Origin of the sequence: Streptomyces sp. HUAS CB01, from assembly GCF_030406905.1 — a bacterium.
In the GTDB taxonomy this organism is placed as follows: Bacteria; Actinomycetota; Actinomycetes; order Streptomycetales; family Streptomycetaceae; genus Streptomyces; species Streptomyces chengbuensis.
In genome coordinates, this window is sequence record NZ_CP129137.1 from 5175023 (window position 1) to 5200574 (window position 25552).

The 25552-nt window shown below is 71.7% G+C and carries 20 protein-coding genes and 1 riboswitch; of the genes, 13 read left to right on the forward strand and 7 right to left on the reverse strand.

Going from position 1 to position 25552, the window contains the following annotated elements:
- Window positions 1-235 precede the first annotated feature (235 nt).
- The 7 genes from QRN89_RS23010 (at window position 236) to QRN89_RS23040 (ending at window position 6798) form a co-directional block, all read left to right on the forward strand.
- Window positions 236-883 carry a sigma-70 family RNA polymerase sigma factor gene (locus QRN89_RS23010; RefSeq protein WP_384076183.1) on the forward strand — a complete coding sequence of 216 codons (648 nt, stop codon included), beginning with the start codon at window positions 236-238 and terminating at the stop codon, window positions 881-883.
- Window positions 880-1197, forward strand: a complete 318-nt coding sequence (rsrA, locus tag QRN89_RS23015; protein WP_017947122.1) for a mycothiol system anti-sigma-R factor — start codon at window positions 880-882, stop codon at window positions 1195-1197. The genes QRN89_RS23010 and rsrA overlap by 4 nt, the downstream gene beginning before the upstream one ends.
- Window positions 1198-1407: 210 nt before the next feature.
- Window positions 1408-2790 (forward strand): HD-GYP domain-containing protein, encoded by a 1383-nt coding sequence (locus QRN89_RS23020; RefSeq protein WP_290351284.1) that lies wholly within the window; start codon window positions 1408-1410, stop codon window positions 2788-2790.
- On the forward strand, window positions 2787-4037 hold the full coding sequence (locus QRN89_RS23025) for an HD-GYP domain-containing protein (protein ID WP_290351285.1): 1251 nt from the start codon (window positions 2787-2789) through the stop codon (window positions 4035-4037). The genes QRN89_RS23020 and QRN89_RS23025 overlap by 4 nt, the downstream gene beginning before the upstream one ends.
- A 131-nt stretch (window positions 4038-4168) precedes the next feature.
- Complete coding sequence (locus QRN89_RS23030; RefSeq protein WP_290353824.1) at window positions 4169-5173, forward strand: tetratricopeptide repeat protein; 1005 nt, start codon at window positions 4169-4171, stop codon at window positions 5171-5173.
- A 66-nt stretch (window positions 5174-5239) separates the two neighbouring features.
- Window positions 5240-5869, forward strand: coding sequence for a peptide deformylase (gene def / locus QRN89_RS23035; protein WP_290351286.1), 630 nt, complete (start codon window positions 5240-5242; stop codon window positions 5867-5869).
- Between the two features lie 191 nt (window positions 5870-6060).
- Complete coding sequence (locus QRN89_RS23040) at window positions 6061-6798, forward strand: D-Ala-D-Ala carboxypeptidase family metallohydrolase (RefSeq protein WP_290351287.1); 738 nt, start codon at window positions 6061-6063, stop codon at window positions 6796-6798.
- A gap of 10 nt (window positions 6799-6808) precedes the next feature.
- Here QRN89_RS23040 and QRN89_RS23045 read toward each other — a convergent pair whose 3' ends face one another.
- The 6 genes from QRN89_RS23045 to QRN89_RS23070 all read right to left on the reverse strand — a co-directional run bounded on the left by QRN89_RS23045 (window position 6809) and on the right by QRN89_RS23070 (window position 15510).
- Window positions 6809-7774: a helix-turn-helix domain-containing protein gene (locus QRN89_RS23045; protein WP_290351288.1), complete on the reverse strand. Its 966-nt coding sequence runs from the start codon at window positions 7772-7774 to the stop codon at window positions 6809-6811.
- Window positions 7775-8061: 287 nt separating this feature from the next.
- Entirely contained in the window at window positions 8062-9069 is a 1008-nt protein-coding gene (locus tag QRN89_RS23050) for a ribonucleotide-diphosphate reductase subunit beta (RefSeq protein ID WP_290351289.1), read from the reverse strand.
- Between the two features lie 58 nt (window positions 9070-9127).
- Entirely contained in the window at window positions 9128-11506 is a 2379-nt protein-coding gene (locus QRN89_RS23055) for a ribonucleoside-diphosphate reductase subunit alpha (protein WP_290351290.1), read from the reverse strand.
- A gap of 125 nt (window positions 11507-11631) precedes the next feature.
- Window positions 11632-11771, reverse strand: a riboswitch (cobalamin riboswitch).
- 326 nt (window positions 11772-12097) lie between these two features.
- Window positions 12098-12304 carry a YbdD/YjiX family protein gene (locus QRN89_RS23060; RefSeq protein ID WP_290351291.1) on the reverse strand — a complete coding sequence of 69 codons (207 nt, stop codon included), beginning with the start codon at window positions 12302-12304 and terminating at the stop codon, window positions 12098-12100.
- 14 nt (window positions 12305-12318) lie between these two features.
- Window positions 12319-14538 carry a carbon starvation CstA family protein gene (locus tag QRN89_RS23065; protein WP_290351292.1) on the reverse strand — a complete coding sequence of 740 codons (2220 nt, stop codon included), beginning with the start codon at window positions 14536-14538 and terminating at the stop codon, window positions 12319-12321.
- A 204-nt stretch (window positions 14539-14742) separates the two neighbouring features.
- Window positions 14743-15510, reverse strand: a complete 768-nt coding sequence (locus QRN89_RS23070) for a GntR family transcriptional regulator (protein ID WP_290353825.1) — start codon at window positions 15508-15510, stop codon at window positions 14743-14745.
- A gap of 294 nt (window positions 15511-15804) precedes the next feature.
- On the opposite strand from QRN89_RS23070, the gene QRN89_RS23075 reads away from it, so the two are divergent.
- The 4 genes from QRN89_RS23075 to QRN89_RS23090 all read left to right on the forward strand — a co-directional run bounded on the left by QRN89_RS23075 (window position 15805) and on the right by QRN89_RS23090 (window position 20545).
- The gene (locus QRN89_RS23075; RefSeq protein WP_290351293.1) at window positions 15805-17085 is read left to right on the forward strand and encodes an extracellular solute-binding protein; all 1281 of its coding nucleotides are present in this window, start codon (window positions 15805-15807) and stop codon (window positions 17083-17085) included.
- A gap of 75 nt (window positions 17086-17160) precedes the next feature.
- A complete protein-coding gene (locus QRN89_RS23080; protein WP_290351294.1) occupies window positions 17161-18165 on the forward strand; it encodes a carbohydrate ABC transporter permease in 1005 nt (334 codons plus the stop codon).
- Window positions 18162-19025 (forward strand): carbohydrate ABC transporter permease, encoded by an 864-nt coding sequence (locus QRN89_RS23085; protein WP_290351295.1) that lies wholly within the window; start codon window positions 18162-18164, stop codon window positions 19023-19025. The genes QRN89_RS23080 and QRN89_RS23085 overlap by 4 nt, the downstream gene beginning before the upstream one ends.
- Before the next feature lie 8 nt (window positions 19026-19033).
- Complete coding sequence (locus QRN89_RS23090) at window positions 19034-20545, forward strand: glycoside hydrolase family 3 protein (RefSeq protein WP_290351296.1); 1512 nt, start codon at window positions 19034-19036, stop codon at window positions 20543-20545.
- 1071 nt (window positions 20546-21616) lie between these two features.
- Here the strand turns inward: QRN89_RS23090 and nagB are convergent.
- Window positions 21617-22402 carry a glucosamine-6-phosphate deaminase gene (gene nagB / locus QRN89_RS23095; protein ID WP_290351297.1) on the reverse strand — a complete coding sequence of 262 codons (786 nt, stop codon included), beginning with the start codon at window positions 22400-22402 and terminating at the stop codon, window positions 21617-21619.
- A 149-nt stretch (window positions 22403-22551) separates the two neighbouring features.
- Between nagB and QRN89_RS23100 the strand changes: the two genes are divergently transcribed.
- Window positions 22552-23622 carry an SIS domain-containing protein gene (locus tag QRN89_RS23100; protein ID WP_290351299.1) on the forward strand — a complete coding sequence of 357 codons (1071 nt, stop codon included), beginning with the start codon at window positions 22552-22554 and terminating at the stop codon, window positions 23620-23622.
- Between the two features lie 407 nt (window positions 23623-24029).
- Window positions 24030-25496, forward strand: coding sequence for a sensor histidine kinase (locus QRN89_RS23105; RefSeq protein WP_290353826.1), 1467 nt, complete (start codon window positions 24030-24032; stop codon window positions 25494-25496).
- Window positions 25497-25552 lie beyond the last annotated feature (56 nt).

Sequence of the window (25552 nt, forward strand, 5' to 3'; positions counted from 1 at the left end):
GGAATAGCGGAGGGCGCGCTCTCTGTTGTGCAGCACGTCAGCACAGGAGAGTGGAGAGGGAGTCCGTCGCATGGGTTCGACCATCTGCCCGAACCGGTCGCAGGCCGCCGACCTGGACTGGAGTGTGCTGCCCGCGCCGAAGGCGGCAACGATTCGGGCGGCGGGCGGAGCGGTTGGTCGTCTATCCTCCGATTCGAGCGGGTCCGGTCTCGGCCTCGCCACAGCGTTGGAGGAGGTGGGTCCGGTCACTGGGACCGACGACGGCCACACGGAAGAGACGGCCGCCGAGCGCAACGCGCGGTTCGAGCGGGACGCTCTCGGCTACCTCGACCAGATGTACTCGGCCGCGCTGCGCATGACGCGCAATCCGGCGGACGCCGAGGACCTCGTACAGGAGACGTACGCGAAGGCCTACGGTTCGTTCCACCAGTTCCGTGAGGGCACGAACCTCAAGGCGTGGATGTACCGCATCCTCACGAACACCTTCATCAACTCGTACCGCAAGAAGCAGCGCGAACCGCAGCGCAGTGCCGCCGAGGAGATCGAGGACTGGCAGCTCGCCCGCGCCGAGTCGCACATGTCGACCGGTCTGCGCTCGGCCGAGTCCCAGGCACTCGACCACCTGCCGGACTCCGACGTCAAGGAGGCCCTGCAGGCGATCCCGGAGGAGTTCCGCATCGCCGTCTATCTGGCCGACGTCGAGGGCTTTGCGTACAAGGAGATCGCGGACATCATGGGGACACCCATCGGTACGGTGATGTCCCGACTGCACCGTGGCCGCCGCCAGCTGCGCGGCATGCTCGAGGACTACGCCCGTGAGCGCGGGCTCGTTCCCGCGGGCGCCGGGGAGTCGACGAACGATCGGAAAGGCGCGGGCTCATGAGCTGCGGAGAGCCGCACGAGACTGACTGCGCGGAGGTGCTCGACCATCTCTACGAGTTCCTCGACCGTGAGATGCCCGATGCCGACTGCACCAAGTTCGAGGTGCACTTCGAGGAGTGCTCGCCGTGCCTGGAGAAGTACGGCCTGGAGCAGGCGGTGAAGAAGCTCGTCAAGCGCTGCTGCGGTCATGACGACGTGCCCGTGGACCTGCGGGCCAAGGTCATGGGGCGGATCGAGCTCATCAGGGCCGGCGAGGCCGTGCCCGACCACGACGTGACGGCGGGTCCGGCGGACGTGCCGAGTCCCGCCGAGTAGCCGGCCCGGCCGGCGAGCGGACACAGGGGCGGTCCCGTGGGGTCGCGCCCCTTCGCCGTACCCGGCCCCGGTGGTTCCCCGCCCGCCCGCACGGGCACCCGCGCGCACCCTGTCACCCGATGGTGCCAATCGGCCGCAACCGAACGCCCTGACGCGGACAACTCGCTAGCCTGACGCTCTGTTTGGGGCTGCCGAGGAGGCTGACGGCGGGTGAGACGCATTCCCGGTACGGCACGCGCGTACATCCTGTGCGTTGTGGTGGGCGCCGGAGTGTGCGCCCTGCCCGCCGTGCGTCCCGGGGCGGACACGCCCTGGACCACCGTGGTGCTGCTGGCCGGGCTCTACGCCCTGTGCGAGGCGCCGGGCCGCTGGCCCTTCCCGGGGCGGATGCCCGGCGCGCCCGTACCGGTCGGCGCCGGATCGTTCTTCCCCGTCCTGCTCGCCGCCGCGCTGCTGCTGCCGCCCGCCGGCGCCGTGCTCGCCGCGCTGCCGGGCGCCCTGCTCGCCCGTGTGGAGCAGCGCCCCGGAGGAGTCCGGCGGGTCTGGCGGGCCGCCCGGCTCGCCGTGGCGGCCGGGGCCGCGTCCGGTGCGGCGGCCCTGTGCGGCGGTCCCGCCGCCCTGGAGGGCCCCGCCCTTCCGTACGCCCTGGTCCCCGCCGGTGCCGCGGCGCTGACGTTCTGCCTGGTCGTGGCCGCGCTCGACGGGGGCATCCTCGCCACCGCCGAGCGGGTGCCGCTCCGGGCCGCCTGGCGCGGGCTGCTGCCGGATTCGCTCGGTCCGCACCTCGTGCACGGACTGGCGGGGCTGATGACGGCGGTCCTGTGGCGGAGCCCGTACGGTCCCCCCGCCGCGCTGTTCGTGCTGCTGCCCACGTACATCTCCTGCTGGGTCTTCGCGCAGTACCACCGCGAGCAGGGCGCCCACCGGTCCACCATCCGCGCGCTCGTCCAGGCTGTCGACATCAAGGACCGCTACACCCGCGGCCACAGCGAGCGGGTGGGACGGGCGAGCGTGCTGATCGCCCGCGAGCTGGGCATGGACGAGGAACGGCTCGAAGTGCTCCGCTTCGCGGGCATCCTCCACGACGTGGGCAAGCTCGGCGTCCCCACCCGGGTGCTCCGCAAGGACGGCCCGCTGACCCCCGAGGAACGCCGGGTGATCGAGCTGCACCCCGAGTACGGGCACGAGATCGTCCGCGGCATCGGTTTCCTCGGCGAGGCCCGTGCCGCGATCCTCCACCACCACGAGCGGCTCGACGGCAGCGGCTACCCGTACGGTCTCGCCGGACGCCAGATCCCGGAGGTCGCCCGCGTCGTGGCCGTGGCCGACGCCTTCGACGCCATGACCTCGACCCGTTCGTACAGCAGGGCGCGGCCCGTGCCGACCGCGGTCGAGGAGCTCAAGCGGTGCGCGGGGACCCAGTTCGACCCCCGGATGGTCCGGGCCCTCGTCCGCGCCCTGGACCGCCACGGCTGGGAGACCGCCGTCACGGCGGACGAACCCGCCGTGCCCGCCCAGCCACCGCGCGGGCGGGCGGACGCCGGGGCCCCGCGGAAGGCGGCGCCGGCCGCCCGGCACCGGCGGGGCGGATGAAGGCGCGGGCGCCCGGCGTCGTCACCGGCGTCCACGCGGCGGCGGCCGTGCTCGCCGCCGCCGGGCTGGGGTGGACCGGGTGGCACGGGGTCGCGGAACCCGTGGTCGCCCTGGCCTTCGGACTGCTGATCGCGGCGGGGGAACTCGCCCGCTGGGGAGCCCTGCCGGGGGAGCGGGAACCGGCCCCGCTCGGTGCCGCGGGCGGGCTCGCCTACGCCCTGCTCGCCGAGAACGCCGGACAGGCCACCACGCACGGCGTCCCGCAGGTCGTGGCCGTCGTCACGGCCGGCGCCCTCGCCGGCGCCGTCCCGCACGTCGCCCGCGGCCGGGGCCCGGTGCTGGACCACGTGGCCCGCAGGGTGATCACGGTCACGTTCGCCGCGGTCTGCGTCCAGCCCCTCCACGGTCCGGGCGCCCCCGTGGAAGCCCTCGCGACCGGACCCGGTCACGCCCTGGTGATGCTGCTCGTGCCGGTGCTCACCGCCCTGTGCGACGCCGTGCTCGCCGCCCTGATGGTGCGGGCCCGCACCCGCTACCCCTTCGGGCCGCTGCTGCGCGAGGAACTGCGCTCGCTCCCCGGCATCGGCTCCGCGGTCTGCGCGACCGGGGCCGTCATGGCGCTCGGCACGGCCGTCGCCGGGCTGTGGGCGCTGCCGGTGTTCTGTCTGCCGCTGCTGCTCACGCAGTTGTCGTTCCGCCGGTTCGCGGCGGTCCGTACGACGTACCGGCAGACCATCGCCTCACTCGCACGGGCGACCGAGATCGCCGGCTACACGCCCCACGGGCACGCGCACAGGGTCGCGGCCCTGAGCGCCGCGGTCGGCCGGGAGCTGGGGCTCTCCGGGCCGGACCTGACCGTCCTGGAGTACGCGGCGCTGATGCACGACATCGGCCAGCTCTCCCTGGTGGATCCCGTGCCGGACGGGGCGACCGCCCTGCTGCCGGCGCAGGAGCAGCGCAGGATCGCCCTGCTGGGCGGTGCCGTCGTCCGCCAGACCGGGGTGCCGCGGGCCGTCGCCGTGGTCGTGGAGCGGCAGGCGGACCCGTACCGCGAGCAGTCGCTGCCCGCCCGTATCGTCCGCACCGTCAACGCGTACGACGATCTCACCGGTGAGAGCGCGGGAAGCACCCTCGCCGCACTGGAGCAGCTCCGGCTGGGAACCGCGCACGACCACCACCCGGAGGTCGTGGAGTCCCTGGCCCGTGTGCTGTCGCGCGGGGGTCTCGGTCCCGCTCAGCCTGGGTAACCCATGGGTAATGAGCGGGCGTCCGACCGGGCATGGTTGGATGCGAAAGAAGGACCACTGAGAGATATCGGCACACAGACACTGAGGCAGTGTCCGGGGGCAATGACCCGAGCGACCGGCAGGCGGGAATCGTGAGGATCTTCGGGAAGGTACGGCATCGGCCCTCCGCCTCTTGGCGGCAGGCCACCGACCGCGCGTTCACGCTGATCGGCGACGGCCGGTACGAGGACGCGGGCGCGCTGCTCACGCGCGCGGCGGACCTGGAGCCCTGGCTCTCCGAGTCCTGGTTCAACCTCGCACTCCTCCACAAGTTCCGTCACGACTGGGAGCAGGCCCGCGCCGCGGGCCTGCGGGCCGTCGCCCTGCTGGACAAGGAGACGGGCGCCCCCGACTGGTGGAACGTGGGGATCGCCGCCACGGCCCTGCAGGACTGGCCGCTGGCCCGGCGTGCCTGGCAGGCGTACGGGCTGAAGGTGCCCGGCGGTCCCCGGTCCGCGGGCGGCGGGGCGGCCGCGGCGGGCGCGGAGCCCGTCGGGATGGAGCTGGGCAGTGCCGCCGTACGGCTGTCGCCCGAGGGCGAGGCCGAGGTCGTGTGGGGCCGCAGGCTCGACCCCGCACGGATAGAGGTGCTGTCGATCCCGCTGCCGTCGTCCGGCCGGCGCTGGGGCGAGGTCGTCCTCCATGACGGCGTCCCGCACGGCGAACGCACCACCGCCGCGGGACACAGCTTCCCCGTCTTCGACGAGATCGAGCTCTGGGCGCCCTCGCCCGTGCCGACCTGGGTGGTGCTGCTGGAGGCCGCGACCGAGGAGGACCGGGACGCGCTGGAGCAACTGGCCGCCGACGCCGGGTTCGCGGCCGAGGACTGGTCCTCGTCGGTGCGGCTGCTGTGCCGGGCCTGTTCCGAGGGCGTGATGCCCAGCGCCGAGGGGGACGGGGAGCACCTGGACCCGCACGACCACAGCGAGCCGGGCCACCCGGGCCCGCTGGGACACCGCACGGCCGGTGAGCTCTGGGTGCCGGAGCGGGAGTGCGGAATCGCCGCCCCCGCCGCGCTCGTCCGCGGTCTGCTCGACGGCTGGGTGGCCGACAGTCCCGACAGCCGCGAGTGGCGCGATCTCGAGGAAGTCTGCTGACCACTGCCGCAGGGCCGTAGGCTGTACGGGTCATCGAGACGGTTTTGAGGAAGGCTTACGGCGGAAATGGCGCAGCAGGAGACGGACGAGCAGATCAACGACGGCTTCGTCGTCGACACGGAGGACTGCGAGGAGCGCGAGCGGGCTCACCGCGAGCGCGGCAGTGCCCGTCCCATCACCGTCGTCGGCAACCCGGTGCTCCACAGGGAGTGCCAGGAGGTCACCGAGTTCGACGACAAGCTCGCGGCGCTGATCGACGACATGTTCGCCAGCCAGCGGGCGGCGGAGGGTGTGGGCCTGGCCGCCAACCAGATCGGCGTGGACCTCAAGGTCTTCGTCTACGACTGCCCGGACGACGAGGGCGTGCGCCACGTGGGCGCCGTGTGCAACCCGGTGCTGCAGGAGCTGCCGCCGGAGCGCCGGGTCCTCGACGACTCCAACGAGGGCTGCCTGTCGGTCCCGACGGCGTACGCCTCGCTCGCCCGCCCGGACTACGCCGAGGTGCACGGCCAGGACGCCGAGGGCAAGCCCATCAAGGTGCGCGGCACGGGCTACTTCGCGCGCTGCCTGCAGCACGAGACGGACCATCTGTACGGCCGGCTCTACATCGATCGGCTGTCGAAGCGGGACCGCAAGGACGCGCTGCGGCAGATGGCGGAGGGTACGCCGCGCTACGAGACCGTGCCCAACGACTGACCCGCCCTTCGGCCGTCGCGCGCTCCGCAAGCGCTTGTCCGCGCCCCGCACCGAACACCGGTGCGGGGCGCGGCCGTTACCGCCAATGGGCCGACAAATGTCATCTCCCCGGGCCCTGTTGACGCGCGTCGACCGTCACGTCAGTCTCGGGCGTGCACTCCCTCATCCGGTGGACCCGTCATGGAGGGCCGATGTCCAGACGTACCGCTCGACTCCTGCTGTCGTTTGTCATGCTCATGGTTGCATCGCTGGGCGGGGTCGTGGCCACCGCCGGCACCGCGCACGCCGACGGCTGCTACACCTGGTCCCGCACCCTCTCCCAGGGCGCCACGGGCGCCGACGTCACCCAGCTCCAGATCCGTGTCGCCGGCTATCCCGGTCACGGGGCGGTCCTGGCCGTCGACGGGGACTACGGCCCGGCCACCACGGCCGCCGTCAAGCGCTTCCAGTCCGCCTACGGCCTCGCCGCCGACGGTGTCGCCGGCCCCGCCACCTTCAGCAAGATCTACGCCCTCCAGGACGACGACTGCACCCCCGTCCACTTCAGCTACGCCGAACTGAACAACTGCAACTCCACCTGGGCAGGGGGCGCGGTGAGCGCCGCCACCGCCAGGTCCAACGCCCTGCGCACGATGTGGAAGCTCGAGGCCATGCGGCACGCGCTCGGCGACCAGCCCCTCCGGGTGACCAGCGGCTTCCGCTCCCACGCCTGCAACGACGCGGTCGGCGGTGCGTCGTCCAGCCGGCATCTCTACGGCGACGCGGCGGACCTGGGCGCCGGCCCGCACTCGCTGTGCACCCTCGCCCAGCAGGCCCGCAACCACGGCTTCAACGGCATCCTGGGCCCCGGCTACCCGGGCCACAGCGACCACGCCCACGTCGACCACCGTGCGAGCCGCTTCTGGTCGGCGTCCGGCTGCGGGATCTGAACCGCGGGGCTCAGGCGGCACGGACGGGGCCGCGGAAGGTCCTCCGGTACGCGTTCGGCGTCGTCCCCAGCGTCCGCAGGAAGTGGTGGCGCAGGGCCGCGGCATTGCCGAAACCCGCCCGGCCCGCTATCGCCTCCACCGTCTCGTCCGTCGCCTCCAGCAACTCCTGCGCCAGCAGCACGCGCCGGCGCAGGAGCCAGCGGTACGGCGTCGTGCCCGTCTCCTGCAGGAAGCGGCGGGCGAAGGTCCGCGGCGCCATGTGCGCCCGCCCCGCGAGCTGCTCCACGGTCATCTCCCGGTCCGGATGCCGTTCCATCCACGCGAGCACCTCGCCGACGGTGTCGCAGCGGCTCCGCGGCAGGGGCCGCTCGACGTACTGCGCCTGGCCGCCGTCCCGGTGCGGGGGGACGACCATCCGCCGCGCGATGGTGTTGGCGACCTCCGGGCCGTGCTCCTGGCGCACCAGATGGAGGCAGGCGTCGACGGCGGCGGCGGTGCCGGCCGAGGTGACCACCGGCCCCTCGTCCACGTACAGCACGTCGGCGTCCACCCGCGCCCTCGGGTGGCGCAGGGCCAGCGCGTCCGCGTGCCGCCAGTGGGTGGTGCAGCGGCGCCCGTCGAGCAGTCCCGCGGCACCCAGCACGAAGGCGCCGGTGCAGACGGAGAGGACCCGGGCGCCGCGGTCGACGGCGTCGCGGAGAGCCGCGAGCAGTGGCTCGGGATAGTCGCGCGACGTGTAGTCGCTGCCGGTCGGCACGGCGACGAGATCGGCCTCCGCCAGCCGCTCCAGGCCGTGCTCCACCTCCACGGTGAAGCCCGCGTGGGTCCTCAGCCGGCGGCCCTCGGCCGAGACGACGGCGAAGTCGTGGACGGGCAGCCCGTCGTCGCTGCGGTCGAGGCCGAACACCTCGCAGAGCACCCCGAGTTCGAAGCAGTGCACGCCGTCGAGCACGACGGCCGCCACATTCTCCAGCATGGGCCGAGTGTGGCAGTAATTCGACGGTTGTCGACAGTCCTGCCACTGACTTTTCCGTGCCGGGCCCGCGACAGTGAATTACATGAAAAGCGTCCTCGACCATCTGACCGCCGGCGGACTCCTCCTCCTCGTCGCCCTTCCCGCGCTCCTCGGCCATGCCCGCGACCGGAGGACCGACCGCGAGCTGCGCCGGGCGGAGCGCCGTGACGACGACACGGGCGGGCGCCCGGACCGATCCGTGGTCCGGGCGCCCGCCCGCGCTCACCCGGCTCCGCCGGGAGGCGCCCTCAGAAGTCCTCGTCCAGGTCGACCGTGCCCTCCACGGCGACCTGGTACGCCGACGGCCGGCGCTCGAAGAAGTTCGTCAGCTCCTGCACACCCTGCAGCTCCATGAAGGAGAAGGGGTTCCGGGAGCCGAACACCGGGGCGAAGCCGAGCCGGGTCAGCCGCTGGTCGGCGACGCACTCCAGGTACTCGCGCATCGACTCGGTGTTCATGCCGGGCAGACCGTCGCCGCACAGGTCGCGGGCGAACTGCAGCTCCGCCTCGACGGCCTCCTTCAGCATGTCCGTGACCTGCTGCCCGAGCGCGTCGTCGAAGAGCTCCGGCTCCTCCTTGCGGACCGTGTCCACGACCTCGAACGCGAAGTTCATGTGCATGGTCTCGTCCCGGAAGACCCAGTTCGTCCCGGTCGCCAGCCCGTGCAGCAGCCCCCGCGAACGGAACCAGTACACGTAGGCGAAGGCCCCGTAGAAGAACAGCCCCTCGATGCAGGCCGCGAAGCAGATCAGGTTCAGCAGGAAGCGGCGGCGGTCGGCCTGCGTCTCCAGCCGGTCGATCTTCTCGACCGAGTCCATCCACCGGAAGCAGAACCGGGCCTTCTCCCGGATCGACGGGATGTTCTCCACCGCTGCGAAGGCGGCGGCGCGGTCCTCCGGGTCGGGCAGGTAGGTGTCGAGCAGCGTCAGATAGAACTGGACGTGCACGGCCTCCTCGAAGAGCTGCCGCGAGAGGTACAGGCGCGCCTCGGGGGAGTTGATGTGCTTGTACAGCGTCAGCACCAGGTTGTTCGCGACGATCGAGTCGCCGGTCGCGAAGAAGGCGACCAGACGGCCGATCAGGTGCTGCTCGCCCGGGGTGAGCTTGGCGAGGTCGGCCACGTCCGAGTGGAGGTCGACCTCCTCCACCGTCCACGTGTTCTTGATGGCGTCCCGGTAGCGGTCGTAGAAGTCCGGGTAGCGCATCGGGCGCAGCGTCAGCTCGAAGCCCGGGTCGAGCAGGTTCTTGTCGTTCATAGCAGTCGGCGCGGGGCGCCGTCCTCCAGAGGTGGTGTGCGGGGAGCGGGGGGCGGAGTTACTGGCAGGCCTCGCAGGACTCCGGGTTCTCCAGCGAGCAGGCCACGGCGTCGGGGTCGGCGGCCTGCTGGACGGGGATGGTGGCGGCCGGCGCCGCGCCCGAGGCGGCCCGGGCGATCCTGGTGGCGGGGCGCGAGCGCAGGTAGTACGTGGTCTTCAGGCCCTGCTTCCAGGCGTACGCGTACATCGAGGAGAGCTTGCCGATGGTCGGCGTCTCCATGAACAGGTTCAGCGACTGCGACTGGTCGAGGAACGGGGTGCGGGCCGCCGCCATGTCGATCAGGCCGCGCTGGGGGATCTCCCACGCGGTGCGGTACAGCTGCCGGACCTCCGCCGGGATCCAGTTCAGGCCCTGCACCGACCCTCCGGAGTCGCGCAGCGCCTCACGGGTCTGCGCGTCCCACACCCCCAGCTTCTTCAGTTCGTCCACCAGGTAGGAGTTCACCTGGAGGAACTCGCCCGACAGCGTCTCGCGCTTGAAGAGGTTGGAGACCTGCGGCTCGATGCACTCGTACACACCGGCGATCGAGGCGATCGTGGCGGTCGGCGCGATGGCGAGCAGCAGCGAGTTGCGCATGCCGGTGGTGGCGACGCGTTCGCGCAGTGCGGCCCAGCGCTCGGGCCAGGCGAGCTCCGTGTCGTAGTGGTCAGGGTGCAGCACGCCGCGGGCCGTACGCGTCCGCTCCCAGGCAGGGAGGGGCCCGTTGCGCTCGGCGAGGTCGCAGGACGCCTCGTAGGCGGCCAGCATGATCCGCTCGGCGATCCGCGTCGACAGGGACTGCGCCTCGGCGGAGTCGAAGGGCAGGCGCAGGCTGAAGAACACGTCCTGGAGGCCCATGGCGCCGAGGCCCACCGGGCGCCACTTGGCGTTGGAGCGGCCGGCCTGCTCGGTCGGGTAGAAGTTGATGTCGACGACCCGGTCGAGGAAGGTCACGGCGGTACGGACGGTGTCGTCCAGCCGCTCCCAGTCGATCACGTCCTCGCCGTCGGCGGCGTCCCGCACGACGAACGCGCCGAGGTTGACCGAGCCGAGGTTGCAGACGGCGGTCTCGCCGTCGTCGGTGACCTCGATGATCTCGGTGCAGAGGTTGGAGGAGTGGACCACGGCGCCGGGCTCCGCCGTCTGGTTGGCCGTGCGGTTGGACGCGTCCTTGAAGGTCATCCAGCCGTTTCCGGTCTGGGCGAGGGTGCGCATCATGCGCCCGTAGAGCTCACGGGCGGGGATGGTGCGGCGGGCGAGCCCGGCCTCCTCCGCCCGGCGGTAGGCGATGTCGAAGTCCTCGCCCCACAGGTCCACGAGGTCGGGCACGTCGGCGGGGGAGAACAGCGACCAGTCGGCGTCGGCGTTCACCCGGCGCATGAACTCGTCGGGGATCCAGTGCGCCAGGTTGAGGTTGTGCGTGCGACGCGCCTCCTCGCCCGTGTTGTCGCGCAGTTCCAGGAACTCCTCGATGTCCGCGTGCCAGGTCTCCAGGTAGACGCAGGCCGCGCCCTTGCGCCGGCCGCCCTGGTTGACGGCCGCCACCGACGAGTCCAGCGTGCGCAGGAACGGCACGATGCCGTTGGAGTGGCCGTTGGTGCCCCGGATGAGCGAACCTCGGGAGCGGATGCGGGAGTACGACAGGCCGATGCCGCCCGCGTGCTTCGAGAGACGTGCCACCTGGTGGTAGCGCTCGTAGATGGAGTCCAGCTCGTCCAGGGGCGAGTCCAGCAGGTAGCAGGACGACATCTGGGGGTGCCGCGTGCCGGAGTTGAAGAGCGTCGGGGACGACGGCAGATAGTCGAGGCGGCTCATCAGCCCGTACAGGGAGGCCACTTCGTCCAGCGCCCGCAGGGACTCGTCCTCGGCGAGACCGCAGGCGACGCGCAGCATGAAGTACTGCGGCGTCTCGACGACCTTGCGGGTGATCGGGTGCCGGAGCAGGTAGCGGCTGTAGAGGGTGCGCAGTCCGAAGTAGCCGAAGCGGTCGTCGGCGGCCGGGTCGACCAGCGAGTCGAGGCGCTGGGTGTGGGCGTGGACGAAGGCGGCCGTGCGGTCCGCGATCAGTCCCTCGCGGCTGCCGACGGCGATGGAGGCGGAGAACGCGGTCGCTCCCTGCCCGGCCGCCTCCTCCGCGATGGTGAGGGTGAGCAGCCGGGCCGCGAGCCGGGAGTACGCCGGGTCCTCGGAGATCAGACCGGCGGCCGCCTCGGTCGCCAGTTCGCGCAGTTCGGCCTCGTCCGAGCCCGCGTGCCGGCCGCGGAGGGCGGCGGCGGCGACCCGGCCGGGGTCGGCGTCGGGCAGGTCGGCGGTGAGCTCGGTCAGGGTCCGCAGGAGCGCGGTGCCTGGTCCGTCGGCGAGCTGTGCTGCAGCAGGATCGGGCGGCGCGATGGTCACGGGGTGCTCTCCCTCGCTCGGCTGGGGCCGGCGGGGCAGGGGGCACGGACGCACACCCGGGCAGGGCGGACCGCGTCCACCGGCCTTTTCCGCGAGGCCCGGACGTCTGGGCACCCGGGCCGGACGGTCCGGGCGCACCGTCGGCAGGTCCTCGGACTCACGGACGTACGAGGCCCTGGAGCGGACCCGCGCACACCCTTACACCGTTGCGGGACAGTTCCGGATTCGCACCGGATTCCCCTGCGGCGACAGCGAGCATGAGCATACATGTGGGGGCGGTGAGTTGCGGAACCCCCCACATGTTGTGTCGTGACCCGCTCGGAGCTTCCGGGCGTCGGCCGGCCGGGGCGGCGGGCGGGGCAAGGGTTTCCGGCCACCTCCGGGTGTTTCCGCCACCCGCCGGGGGCGGCACCCCGCCGACGAACCGCCCCTCGTGTTCCCGCATTCTCCCCGGGTTCCGTCATGGCCCTCGTGGTCCGCCGCGACCGCCGTGCCGGCAACGGCCGGGTGCCGCACGGACACGGCGACGGGCCCCCGCGTCCTCCCCGGAGGGAAGCGCGGAGGCCCGTGGGCGTCCGTCGCTGTGCGCGGTCAGCAGCAGCGGAATCCCTTGCGGGGGTCCGCCTCCCGCTCGTCCATGCGGCAGCGCTCGAACTCGCGGCGGGTCATCACCTTCGCGTCGGGGTCGTGCGAACGGGCGTGGGCCACATAACGGTCGTACACCGTCTCGCCCGAGACCTCGCGCACGTACCAGCGGACCCAGTCCACCGCGCGCCGCACTCCGCTCACCGCCGTCATGACCGTCACCGTACTCAGCCCTTGCCGCTTCCGGCGGCCTCGTGGTCCGAGGTGCCGGCCGACGCGTGGTCCGGTGCGCCGGCGCCGACGGCGGCGAGCTCCGCCTTCTCCGCCTTGGTGGCGAACAGCCCGGCCGGTGCGACCAGCTTCGACTCGACGTACGGAACCTCGGCGAGCCGGACGGTGTCCGGCTTGCTGATCGCCGTGAAGCACACCCTGGCGGCGTCGGCCAGGACCACGACGATGAGGAGGGCGAACAGCGCGCAGAGCACGCCGTCGACGGTCGAGTTGGTGACGATGGTGTGCATGTCGTCCATCGACTTCGCCGGAGCAAGCACCTCGCCGGACTCGATGCCCGCCTGGTACTTGTCGCGCTGGGCGAAGAAGCCCACCTTCGGGTCGCTGGAGAAGATCTTCTGCCAGCTGGCGGTGAGGGTGACGGTGGCGTCCCAGGCGAGCGGGACGGCCGTCACCCAGGCCCACTTGAGGCGTCCGGACTTCACCAGCAGCGTGGTGCAGACGGCGAGGGCGACGGCCGCGAGCAGCTGGTTGGCGATGCCGAAGAGCGGGAAGAGCTGGTTGATGCCGCCGAGCGGGTCGTGCACGCCGACCCAGAGGAAGTAGCCCCAGCCGCCGACGACGACCGCGCTCGCGAACCAGACGCCGGGCTTCCAACTGACCTGCCGCATCGGCTTGTAGACGTTGCCCAGCATGTCCTGGAGCATGAAGCGCCCGACCCGGGTGCCCGCGTCGACCGTGGTGAGGATGAAGAGCGCCTCGAACATGATCGCGAAGTGGTACCAGAACGCCTTCAGCCCGGCGCCGCCGATGACCGCGGAGAAGATCTCCGACATGCCGAGGGCGAAGGTCGGCGCACCACCCGTACGGGAGAGCAGGCTCGCCTCCTCGACGTCCTTCGCCGCCTGGGCCAGTTGCTCCGGGGTGACGGTGAACCCGAGGTTCGCCACGGCCTGGGACGCGGAGTCCACCGTGGTGCCGATGACCCCGGCGGGGGAGTTGATGGCGAAGTACAGGCCCGGGTCGAGGATGCAGGCGCAGATCATCGCCATGACCGCGACGAACGACTCGGTCAGCATGGCGCCGTAGCCGATCATCCGGACCTGGGTCTCCTTCTGGATCATCTTCGGGGTGGTGCCCGAGGAGACCAGGGAGTGGAAGCCGGAGAGGGCACCGCACGCGATGGTGATGAAGACGAACGGGAACAGCGAGCCCGCGAAGACCGGGCCCTGGCCGCTGCCCGCGAACTCGGTCACCGCCGGCATCTTCAGCGTCGGCAGCGCGATGACCACGCCCAGCGCGAGCAGCACGATCGTGCCGACCTTCATGAAGGTGGACAGGTAGTCGCGCGGCGCCAGCAGCAGCCAGACGGGGAGCACGGAGGCCAGGAACCCGTAGATCACCATCCAGATGACCAGCGTGCCCGGCTCCAGGGTGAAGAAGCCCGCGAGGGAGGAGTCGGCGACCCAGCCGCCCGCGACGATGGCGAGCAGCAGCAGCGCGACGCCGATGACCGACACCTCGGTGACCTTGCCCGGCCGCAGGGTGCGCAGGTAGACGCCCATGAACAGGGCGATCGGGATCGTCATGCCGATGGAGAAGACACCCCACGGGGAGTGCGCCAGGGCGTTGACGATCACCAGCGCCAGCACCGCCAGCAGGATGATCATGATGGCGAAGACGGCGATCAGGGCCGCGACGCCGCCGAAGGGGCCGATCTCGTCCCGCGCCATCTGGCCGAGCGAGCGGCCGTCCCGGCGGGTGGAGAAGAACAGGGTGACCATGTCCTGCACGGCACCGGCGAAGATCACTCCGACGATGATCCAGATCGTGCCCGGCAGGTAACCCATCTGGGCGGCGAGGATCGGGCCGACGAGCGGTCCGGCTCCGGCGATCGCCGCGAAGTGGTGGCCGAAGAGCACCCGCCGGTCGGTCGGGTGGAAGTCGACACCGTTGTCCAGCCGTTCCGCGGGGGTGGCGCGGGTCCTGTCGGCCTTGAGGACGCGGTACTGGATGAAGCGTGCGTAGAACCGGTAGGCGATGGCGTACGAGCCGAGCGCGGCGGCCAGCATCCAGACGGCGGAGACCTCCTCGCCCCGTGAGAGGGCGAGCACGCTCCAGCCGGCCGCGCCCACCAGCGCGACGAGTACCCAGACTCCGATGGACTGCGGAGTGGTTCTCCGCGTGGTTGTGTTCGATGGTGCCGGCTCGGCCATGGTGTGGCTCCCGTCCCGTCGTGATCACCTGTAACGCGCAGGCAATCTAGGCGACGGTTCCGCCAGCGTCACCCCCGGCTCACATATCGGTACGGCAACGACTGCCGCGGCGGTCCTGCGGGAGGCCACTGCGCGGAGCGGGACGGCGGAGGCCGTGGCCACCCCTGGGGTGACCACGGCCTCCGCCGGCGCCCGTGCGGAGGCTCAGCCGGCCTCCGGCCGCTTCAGCCTGGCGACGAACTTGTAGCGGTCGCCCCGGTAGACCGAGCGCACCCACTCCACGGGCTCGCCGTTCGCGTCCAGCGAGTGCCGGGAGAGCATCAGCATCGGCAGGCCGACGTCCGTACCGAGCAGCCCGGCCTCTCGGGGGGTGGCCAGTGAGGTCTCGATCGTCTCCTCGGCCTCGGCGAGGTGGACGTCGTACACCTCGGCCAGCGCGGTGTAGAGCGACGTGTACTTCACCAGCGACCGGCGCAGCGCGGGGAAGCGCTTGGCCGACAGGTGCGTGGTCTCGATCGCCATCGGTTCGCCGCTCGCCAGCCGGAGGCGTTCGATGCGGAGCACCCGCCCGCCCGGCGCGATGTCCAGCAGTCCGGCGAGGGTGTCGTCGGCCGTCACGTAGCCGATGTCCAGCAGCTGCGACGTGGGCTCCAGGCCCTGTGCCTTCATGTCCTCGGTGTACGAGGTCAGCTGCAGCGCCTGGGAGACCTTGGGCTTGGCGACGAACGTGCCCTTGCCCTGGATGCGCTCCAGGCGTCCCTCGACGACGAGTTCCTGCAGTGCCTGACGCACCGTCGTGCGCGAGGTGTCGAACTCGGCCGCGAGCGTGCGCTCAGGCGGGACGGGCGTGCCGGGCGGCAGCGTCTCCGTCATGTCGAGCAAGTGCCTTTTGAGCCGGTAGTACTTGGGCACGCGCGCGGTCCGGGTCGCCGTCCCGTTCTCCGGCTCGGTGCCGGCCCCGTCCGTGGCCATGGCCTGCCTTCCCGACTCGTGTGGTGCTGCCGTCACCGGCTCCTCCGTTGCTTGCGGCTCACATGGTGGCACGGTCCGGTCACGGGTCGTCGCCCTCCCTCAGGTGTCGGTCCGATAACGGACACGACAGCCCTTCTTATACACCCTTGACACCCCTAAAGGTCTAGGCCAAGCTCCCGGGTACTGGTCTAAACCATTAAAGACCAAGTCCCAGCCCCACGAGCAGTACTCGGCGTATGGCTCCGTATGTCCTCGCGGTGGGCGGGGGGTTGCAGCATCCCTGAGGAGGGTGGCGTGAAGCGCAAGCTCATCGCGGCGATCGGCGTCGCGGGCATGATGGTCGGTCTTGCCGCGTGTGGTGACGGCGACAAGGGCGGGGACAAGGCGGGGGCGGACGTCAAGGAGCTCACCGTCTGGCTGACGGTCGACGCCCAGAACAACTGGCCCGAGCTGGTGAAGGCCGCCGACGAGGCGGTCGTGAAGAAGCACCCCGGCATCAAGATCAAGCACGAGTACTACGGCTGGCCGGACAAGAACGCCAAGCTCGACGCCGTCCTCGCCACCGACAAGGCGCCCGACGTGGTCGAGATGGGCAACACCGAGATGCTCGGCTACATGGTCAAGGGCGCCTTCGCCGAGGTCGACCCGAAGCAGTTCGACCAGTCCGACGCCTGGCTCGACGGCCTCAAGGAGTCCGTCACCTACGAAGGCAAGACGTACGGCGTCCCGTACTACGCCGGTGGCCGTGTCGGCACCTGGCGCAAGGACATCGCCGCCGAGGTCGGCGTGAAGGCCACGCCGAAGACGTACGCCGAGCTGACCGCCGCCCTGGACAAGATCCAGAAGAAGAAGGGCGCCAAGTTCAGCGCCTGGTACCAGCCTTCGCCCGACTGGTACGCCGCGATGTCGTTCGTCTACGGCGCCGGCGGCTCCATCGCCGAGAACGAGGGCGGCCAGTGGAAGGCGAACCTCTCCTCGCCCGAGTCCGTCAAGGGCCTCAACGAGTACAAGTCGATCCTCGACAAGTACATGCACGGCGACAAGACGAAGGACGAGTCCGACCGTCACATCGTCTTCGGCCAGGGCAACTCGGCCGCCATCTTCGGCGCGGCGTGGGAGGGCGGTGCCGCCGCGGCCCCGGAGACGGACAAGGTCGGCAAACTCGCCGACAAGCTCGAGACCTTCGTGATGCCCGGCCCGTCCGGTCAGCCGCTCCCCGTCTTCCTCGGCGGCTCCGACCTCGCCATCCCGGTCAAGTCCAAGGCGCAGGGCGTCGCGGCCGAGTGGATCAACGCCTTCACCGGAGCCCAGGGCCAGAAGGGCCTGCTCGCCAAGGGCAACCTGCCCAACAACAAGACGGACCTGGCGACGCTGAAGAACGACCCGAAGACGGTCGTCCCGGCCACGGCCGCCGAGTCCAACTGGTTCGTCCCGATGGCACCGGGCTGGGGCCAGGTGGAGAAGGCCCAGACCCTGAAGACGATGCTCCAGGAGATCGGCACCGGCAAGAAGTCGGTCGAGGAGGCCGCGAAGGCCGCCGACGAGGCGATCGACAAGGTCATCAACACCAAGTGACCTTCCGGCAGGGCCCCGTCGTCGGACGACGGGGCCCTGCTCCCGTACGAGGAGAGGGACCGCTAGGAGCGCCCCATGAGTGCCGCAGACACAACCACTGCCAAGGTGCCGCCGACGCGGCCGTCAACCGTCCCGGGCGCCGGCGGGGGGACCGGGGGAGCCGGGAGGCCGGCCGTGCCGCGGCGCCCGGGCGGCGGGGCCGCGCTCCCGTGGACCCTGCTCGCCCCCTGCCTGCTCGTCCTGCTGCTCGTCCTCGGCTATCCGCTGGCCCGGCTGGTCGCCCTCTCCTTCCAGAAGTTCGGGCAGCCGCAGCTGTGGGGCTTCCAGGAGCCCGAGTCGGTCGGATTCGCCAACTTCACCAAGATCCTCGGCGACGGGGAGTTCTGGGCGGTCGTCGTCCGGACGGTCGTCTTCGCCGGCGGCGCGGTCATCCTCACCATGGTCCTGGGCATGCTGGTGGCCCTGCTGCTGCAGCGCGTGTCCGGCTGGGTGAAGACCCTCGTCAACATCGCGCTCGTGGCCAGCTGGGGCATGCCGATCATCGTCGCCACAGCCATCTTCAAATGGCTGTTCGACACCGACTACGGCGTCCTCAACTGGCTGCTCAGCAGGCTGCCGGGGGTCGACATGATCGGGCACAACTGGTTCGCCAGCGGCCCGCAGGGCCTCGCCGTCATCATGCTGCTCGTCGTGTGGGGCGCCGTCCCCTTCGTGGTCATCACGCTCAGCGCGGGACTCACCCAGGTGCCCAAGGAGCTCGAGGAGGCCGCCCGGCTCGACGGCGCCGGGTCGTGGGGCGTCTTCCGCTACGTCACCCTGCCGGTGCTCAAGCCCATCATCGTCATGCTCACGACGCTCTCCGTCATCTGGGACATGGGCGTCTTCCCGCAGGTCTTCGTGATGCGCAACGGCCACCCGGAGGCCGAGTTCCAGCTGCTGACGACGTACTCGTACGACAAGGCCTTCGTGGTCAACGACTACGGCGGCGGCTCGGCGATCGCCCTGGTGACGGTCGTCCTGCTGCTCGGCGTGGTCGCCGTCTACATGCGCCAGATGCTCAAGATCGGAGAAGTCGAGTGAGCGCCGTGACCAAGAGCGCCGCCCTGAGCCGGCCCGGCAGGCCCGGCCGCGGCAGACTCGGCTGGAACCTGCTCGGTCTGCTCGTCTTCGTCACCGCGGGCTTCCCCGTCTACTGGATGCTCAACACGGCCTTCAAGCCCGCGAAGGACGCGATCGACCCGGACCCGCACTTCTTCCCGAAGACGTTCACCCTGGAGAACTTCTCGCGGGCCTTCGACGTCGCCGACTTCTGGGGCCCGGTCGGCCGCAGCCTCGTCGTCTCGCTGGTCGTGGTGCTCATCGGCATCGTGGTCGGCATGCTGGCGGCGCTGGCGATCTCGCGCTTCGCCTTCCGCGGCCGCAAGATCGTGATCGTGGGCATCCTGGCCGTCCAGATGGTCCCGCTCGTAGCGATGATCATCCCGGTCTTCCTGCTCCTGAACGACCTCGGTCAGTACGACAAGCTCACCGGCCTGATCATCACGTACCTGACCTTCATCCTGCCCTTCACGGTGTGGACGCTGCGCGGGTTCATCGTCAACATCCCCAAGGAGCTGGAGGAGGCGGCCATGGTCGACGGGTGCACCCGCACCGGCGCCTTCGTGCGGGTGGTCTTCCCGCTGCTCGCCCCGGGCATGGTGGCCACGTCCGTGTACGGCTTCATCCAGGCGTGGAACGAGTACCTGTACGCCCTGATGCTGATGAGCCAGCAGAACCAGACCGCCACCGTCTGGCTCGGCAACTTCACCACCAAGCACGGCACCGAGTACGCGCCGATGATGGCCGGCGCCACGATGATGGCCGTCCCCATCGTGATCCTCTTCCTCCTCGTCCAGCGCAAGATGGCCGCGGGTCTGACGGCCGGCGCAGTGAAGGGATGACGCCTTTCATGACAACGCTCGTGGACCGCACCGACACGCTCACCCGTGACGCCCTGGCCGTGCTGCAGCCCGGCTTCGTCGGCACCACCGCCCCCGACTGGCTGCTGCGCAGGATCGGCGAAGGGCTCTCCTCGGTCGGGTTGTTCGGCCGCAACATCACCTCGCCCGGCCAGCTCGCCGCTCTCACGGCCCAGTTGCGGGCCGAGCGCGAGGACGTCCTCGTCGCGATCGACGAGGAGGGTGGCGACGTCACGCGGCTGGAGGTCCGCACCGGCTCCTCCTTCCCCGGCAACTACGCGCTCGGGTCGGTGGACGACGTCGAGCTGACCCGGGCGGTGGCCGCGGAGCTCGGCCGCCGGCTCGCCGAGTGCGGGGTGGACCTCAACTGGGCGCCATCGGCCGATGTCAACTCGAACTCGGACAATCCGGTCATCGGGGTGCGTTCCTTCGGGGCCGACCCCGACCTGGTCGCCCGTCACACCGCCGCGTACGTCCGGGGTCTCCAGTCCGCGGGAGTCGCTGCATGTACCAAGCACTTTCCGGGGCATGGCGACACCGCAGTCGATTCGCACCACGCCCTGCCCCGGATCGATGTGGAGTTGGCCACGTTGCACTCCCGTGAGCTGCAGCCTTTCCGGGCGGCCATCTCGGCGGGTTCCAAGTCCGTCATGAGCGCGCATATCCTGCTACCCGCGCTCGACCCCGATCGCCCGGCCACCCTGAGCCCGCACGTCCTCACCGGACTGCTGCGCCAGGAACTGGGCTACGACGGACTGATCGTCACCGACGGCATGGAGATGCAGGCCATCTCCGCGGTCTACGGAATCGAGCGCGGCAGTGTCCTCGCGATCGCCGCCGGTGCCGACGCGATCTGTGTCGGCGGCGGCCTGGCCGACGAGGACACCGTGCTGCGACTGCGCGACGCGCTGGTCACCGCGGTACGCAAGGGCGAGCTGCCCGAGGAACGACTGGTCGACGCGGCCGCGCGGGTGCGCGCGCTCGCGGACTGGACCAGGGGGGCCAGGGGGGCGGCATCGGAGCCGGGCGCGGCTTCACAGGAGGGGACCGCGCCCGGCACCGAGATCGGCCTGACGGCCGCGCGGCGGGCCGTGCGCGTGACGGTGGGGGACCGGCCCCACGAACCACTGACCACGGCCCCGTACGTCGCCGCGTTCACGCCCGTGGCCAACATCGCCGTCGGTGACGAGACCCCGTGGGGCGTCGCAGCGGAACTCTCCCGCCTCCTCCCCGGTACGGAGACCGGAACCTACGCGGACGCCGCCGTCGACGACGTCCTCCTCGCCGCCGGCGGCCGCCGCATCGTGGCCGTCGTCCGTGACGCCCACCGCCACCCGTGGATGTCGCGGTCGCTGGACGCCCTCGTCGCCGCCCGCCCGGACACGATCGTGGTGGAGATGGGCCTCGACGCCGCACCGCCGAGGGGAGCCCTCCACGTGGCCACGTACGGCGCGGCCCGGGTCTGCGGGATCGCGGCCGCGGAGGCTGTCACCGGAACCTGAGACCACGCGCCCGAAGGCCCCGCAAGGGCGTGTCCGGCGGGCCGGGCCGGGCGGTGCCCCGCCCCGGCCGGGCACCGGACCGGGGGCCCGGACGCCACGGCGACCGGACACCGGAGGAGAACGGCCGCACCCGGCCGTCGAACCGGTCGCGAAGACGGCGATGCCGGTTCGCCCGATCATCGGGCGGACCGGCATCACCGTTCCCGCGGGCCGTTGCCGCACGGCGTCCCGCGACACCACGAGGCCACGGGGGGATGCCCCGGTGGCCTCGTGCCTGTGCGGCCCCCGCCCCGATCCGATCCGATCCGTGCCCGGACCGGAGCCGGGGCCGGGCTCCGGGGGCGCCGGTTTCCGGCACGTCGCCGCCGCACGCCGTGGGCTGCACGTCGCCGGGCGCGTCCACGCGGCGCAGCGCTCGGCCCGGGCCCGGCGCGCCACGCGCCGCCCGGGCCGAGCCGCGTCGCCGCCGAGCTGCGCCCGACCCCGACCTCCGGCCGATGCCCGACCCCGACCGACGTGCGCCCGCCGTTCGGCGTTCGGCGTTCCGGAGCGTCCGGCTCCTGCGGGGCGGGTGGCGCACCGGCGGGCATCCCACGGAGCCCGGGGCCGGAACCGGGGCCCCGTAGGCGCTCCGGCGCGGCGCTGACCCCGTGCGTGCCGGTGCCTGTGCGCCGGCTCGTTCGTCGGTGGAGCGGGTGGGGTGTCCGGGGCGGTGTGCGGGGTCGCGGCCGTTTCGCCGAGGGGCCGGGCCCCGGGGCGTCGAGGGGTTGCGCCGGCTCGTTCGTCGGTGGAGCGGGTGGGGTGTCCGGGGCGGTGTGCGGGGTCGCGGCCGTTTCCCCGAGGGGCCGGGCCCCGGGGCGTCGAGGGGTTGCGCCGGCTCGTTCGTCGGTGGAGCGGGTGGGGTGTCCGGGGCGGTGTGCGGGGTCGCGGCCGTTTCCCCGAGGGGCCGGGCCCCGGGGCGTCGAGGGGTTGCGCCGGCTCGTTCGTCGGTGGAGCGGGTGGGGTGTCCCGGGCGGTGTGCGGGGCCGCCCCCGTCACCCCGAGGGGCCCGGCCCCGGGGCGTCGAGGGTCCTACAGGCCCTGCCAGTCCGGCTTGCTCGCGTACGTGTGGCGGAAGTAGTCCGCCAGCTTCAGCTTCGACGCCGCGGCCTCGTCGACCACCACCGTCGCGTGCGGGTGCAGTTGCAGCGCCGAAGCGGGGCACACGGCCGCGACGGGGCCCTCCACGCTCGCCGCGACCGCCTCCGCCTTGCCCTCCCCGGTGGCCAGCAGCACCAGGTGCCGGGCCTCCAGGATCGTGCCGATGCCCTGCGTGATGACGTGGTGCGGGACCTGCTCGATGTCGCCGTCGAAGAAGCGCGCGTTGTCCACGCGCGTCTGCTCGGTCAGCGTCTTGATCCTCGTCCGCGAGGCGAGCGAGGAGCACGGCTCGTTGAACCCGATGTGCCCGTCGGTGCCGATCCCCAGCAGCTGCAGGTCGACGCCCCCCGCCGCCGCAAGCGCCGCGTCGTACGCCTCGCAGGCGTCCTGGACGTCCTCGGCGGAGCCGTCGGGGCCCATGAACGAGTCCGGGCTCAGCCCGAGCGGCTCCACGACCTCGCGCAGCACCACGGACCGGTACGACTCGGGGTGCCCGGCGGCCAGGCCCACGTACTCGTCGAGCTGCGCTATCCGGGCCCGGGAGACGTCCACGGCTCCGGCCCGCACCTCGGCGGCCAGGGCCTCGTAGACGGGCAGCGGCGTCGATCCGGTGGCCACCCCGAGCAGTGCGTCCGGCTTGCGGCGGAGCAGTTCCGCGATGCCCCGCGCGACGAGCTCCCCGCCCGCCTTGGCGTCCTGGACGATGACAACTTCCACGCTGGGCCCCGATCGATTGAAAGGTCATGTGGTATAGACCAATCTAGCAGAATGGGGTGGCGCCCCGGTGAATCCCGGCTGGCGGGGGTGTGGTCCCCCGTGGTCGACTGACCCCGGACGGCGCCCGGACCGCAGGGGAGGCACACGCCATGTCCACCACGACGTCCGAGGGGCACAGCGACCAGCCGGGCCGGATCATGTCCGGGGAGATCGACGAACAGCCCGCGGTCCTGCGCCGGATCCTCGCCGAGGGCGCGCCGCGCGTCCGCGAGGTCGCCGCCGCGATCGCCGGGCGGAAGCCCAGGTTCGTGCTCCTGACCGCCCGCGGCACGTCCGACAACGCCGCTCTCTACGCCAAGTACCTGCTGGAGATCCGGCTCGGGCTGCCCTGCGGGCTGACCTCGATGTCCACGACGACCGCCTACGGGGCGAAGCCGGACCTCACCGACGTGCTCGTGATCACGATCAGCCAGTCCGGCGGTTCACCGGACCTGGTCGCCTCCACCAGGGCGGCGCGCGAGGCCGGTGCGGTCACCCTCGCGGTCACGAACAACCCGGACTCGCCGCTGGCCGCGGTCTCCGAGTACCACGTCGACATCCTGGCGGGCCCGGAGAAGGCCCTGCCGGCGACCAAGACCTACACGGCCTCGCTCCTGTCGCTCTACCTGCTCGTCGAGGGGCTGCGCGGCGGGGACGGCGGGCCTGCGCACGTACTGCCCGGCCTGGTCGAGGAGGTCCTGGCCCGCAGGGACGAGGTGAGGCAGCTGGCCGCCCGTTACCGCTTCGCCGAGCGCATGGTCATCACCTCCCGCGGCTACGGCTACCCGACCGCCAAGGAGGCCGCGCTGAAGCTGATGGAGACGAGCTACATCCCCGCTCTCTCCTACTCGGGCGCCGATCTTCTGCACGGCCCGCTCGCCATGGTCGACAACATCTCCCCGGTGATCGCGGTGGTGACGGACGGCCGCGGCGGCGAGGCGCTGCAGCCGGTGCTCGACCGGCTGCGCGGCCGCGGCGCCGATCTCTTCGTCGTCGGGCCGAAGCCGCAGGTCGAGGCAGCCTCGGCGGGTTTCGTGCTGCCCACCGAGGGGGTGGCGGAGGAGGTCCAGCCGATCCTGGAGATCCTGCCGCTCCAGCTGCTGGCCTACGAGGTGACCATCGCCCGCGGCCAGGACCCCGACGCCCCGCGAGCCCTCGCCAAGGTGACCGAGACGCGCTGACCCGCACGTCACGGGCCGGAGCCCGCCGGGTCCGCACCCGGACCCGGCGGGCTCCGGCCCGTGAAAGACCCGCGGGCCGCGGCGCCGGGACGGGACCCTCAACCCGTCCGGCACCGCAGCCCGGAGTTGCCGGCCGGCGGGTGTGCGGTCCCGATCGGCCGTGTGGAGGTCCTCGGCGCAGTCAGGGCAGAGAGCGCCGGGTCCTCGGTCCACCCTCCTGTGCGGGGAGGGCGGAGGTCTTCTGTTCGTCCGTCGTCCGGATCGTGATCCGGTACAACGGTGTCATTCTGGACTAGACCATTCTGCCGTGTCCATCCATCTGCACACGCAGTTTCCGGGCCCATCCTCCACCACGGAGGCCCGTCCCGTCAGGTCCTCACCAAAGGTACGCTCACAACGTGCCCTCCATGAACGACCTCGTACGCCAGCACACCGCTCTGAGTGAGTCCGACCTCGAGTGGCTGCACCTGCTGGTCTCGGAGTGGCAGTTGCTCTCCGACCTCTCCTTCGCGGACCTCGTCCTCTGGGTCCCCACCCTGGACGGCACACGATACGTCTCCGTCGCCCAGATGCGGCCCAACACGGGCCCCACCTCCTACCAGGACGACATGGTCGGGCATCTGGTTCCCCGCGGCCGCCGTCCGCTGCTCGACGCCGCGCTCGACGAGGGCCGCATCGTGCGCGAGGGCGACCCCGAGTGGCGCGAGGAGGTCCCGGTACGGGTCGAGTCCATCCCCGTACGGCGTGACGGCCGGGTCCTCGGTGTGATCGCGCGCAACACCAACCTGCTCACGGTGCGGACCCCGAGCCGGCTCGAGCTCACCTATCTGCAGTCCGCGTCCGACCTCGCCCAGATGATCGCCGCCGGCGCGTTCCCGTTCCCCGAGCAGCAGGTCGACATGGACGCCTCGCCGCGCGCAGGTGACGGACTCATCCGCCTCGACGCCGACGGGGTCGTCCAGTACGCGTCGCCGAACGCGCTGTCCGCGTACCACCGGCTCGGCCTCGCCGCCGACCTGGTCGGACAGCACCTGGGCCAGATCACGGCCGAACTCGCCCCGTCGCGGGGCCCCGTCGACGAGGCCCTGGTCAAGCTCGCCAGCGGCTACGCGCCCCGGGAGGCCGAGGTCGAGGGCAACGGGGGAGTCATCCAGCTCCGCGCCATCCCGCTGAAGCCCAAGGGCACCCGCATCGGCTCCCTCGTCCTGCTCCGCGACGTCACCGAACTCCGCCGCCGCGAACGCGAGTTGATCACCAAGGACGCCACCATCCGGGAGATCCACCACCGGGTGAAGAATAACCTCCAGACGGTCGCGGCCCTGCTGCGCCTCCAGGCCCGGCGGATGGACTCCGTGCGCGGCCGGGAGGCCCTCAACGAGGCGGTCCGCCGGGTCGGTTCCATCGCCATCGTCCATGAGACGCTGTCCCAGAACCTGGACGAGCGGGTCGAGTTCGACGAGATCGCCGACCGGGTGCTCGCCATGGTGGCGGAGATCTCCCCCGGCAAGGTCGAGTGCCGGCGCAGCGGTCGCTGCGGGATCCTCGACGCCGAGGTCGCCACACCGCTCTCCATGGTCCTGACCGAAGTCCTGCAGAACGCGCTGGAGCACGCCTTCGCGCCGGGGGAGCACGGCACGGTCGAGGTGTCGGCGGTGCGCGGCGGCCCCCGCTCGGCCGAGCGTCTGCTGATCACCGTGCAGGACGACGGCCGCGGGCTGCCCGAGGACTTCGACCCGCAGACGGCGGGAAACCTGGGACTCCAGATCGTCAGGACCCTGGTGGAGGGGGAGTTGGGCGGCACCTTCGACATGAAGCCGGCCGCCGGGCGGGGGACGCGGGTCGTCCTCGACATTCCCGTACAGAGCCAGAAGTAGCCCCGGACCTCCCGGGCACCGCGGGCTTCCGGGCCGTTCGTTCGCCGAGCCGCTCG

Excerpts from the sequence above, each read along its gene's own strand:
- rsrA (WP_017947122.1), top strand. The coding sequence starts at position 880 with ATGAGCTGCGGAGAGCCGCACGAGACTGACTGCGCGGAGGTGCTCGAC.
- QRN89_RS23025 (WP_290351285.1), top strand. The coding sequence starts at position 2,787 with ATGAAGGCGCGGGCGCCCGGCGTCGTCACCGGCGTCCACGCGGCGGCG.
- def (WP_290351286.1), top strand. The coding sequence starts at position 5,240 with ATGGCGCAGCAGGAGACGGACGAGCAGATCAACGACGGCTTCGTCGTC.
- QRN89_RS23040 (WP_290351287.1), top strand. The coding sequence starts at position 6,061 with ATGTCCAGACGTACCGCTCGACTCCTGCTGTCGTTTGTCATGCTCATG.
- QRN89_RS23045 (WP_290351288.1), bottom strand. The coding sequence starts at position 7,774 with ATGCTGGAGAATGTGGCGGCCGTCGTGCTCGACGGCGTGCACTGCTTC.
- QRN89_RS23050 (WP_290351289.1), bottom strand. The coding sequence starts at position 9,069 with ATGAACGACAAGAACCTGCTCGACCCGGGCTTCGAGCTGACGCTGCGC.
- QRN89_RS23060 (WP_290351291.1), bottom strand. The coding sequence starts at position 12,304 with ATGACGGCGGTGAGCGGAGTGCGGCGCGCGGTGGACTGGGTCCGCTGG.
- QRN89_RS23065 (WP_290351292.1), bottom strand. The coding sequence starts at position 14,538 with ATGGCCGAGCCGGCACCATCGAACACAACCACGCGGAGAACCACTCCG.
- QRN89_RS23070 (WP_290353825.1), bottom strand. The coding sequence starts at position 15,510 with ATGGCCACGGACGGGGCCGGCACCGAGCCGGAGAACGGGACGGCGACC.
- QRN89_RS23080 (WP_290351294.1), top strand. The coding sequence starts at position 17,161 with ATGAGTGCCGCAGACACAACCACTGCCAAGGTGCCGCCGACGCGGCCG.
- QRN89_RS23090 (WP_290351296.1), top strand. The coding sequence starts at position 19,034 with ATGACAACGCTCGTGGACCGCACCGACACGCTCACCCGTGACGCCCTG.
- QRN89_RS23100 (WP_290351299.1), top strand. The coding sequence starts at position 22,552 with ATGTCCACCACGACGTCCGAGGGGCACAGCGACCAGCCGGGCCGGATC.
- QRN89_RS23105 (WP_290353826.1), top strand. The coding sequence starts at position 24,030 with ATGAACGACCTCGTACGCCAGCACACCGCTCTGAGTGAGTCCGACCTC.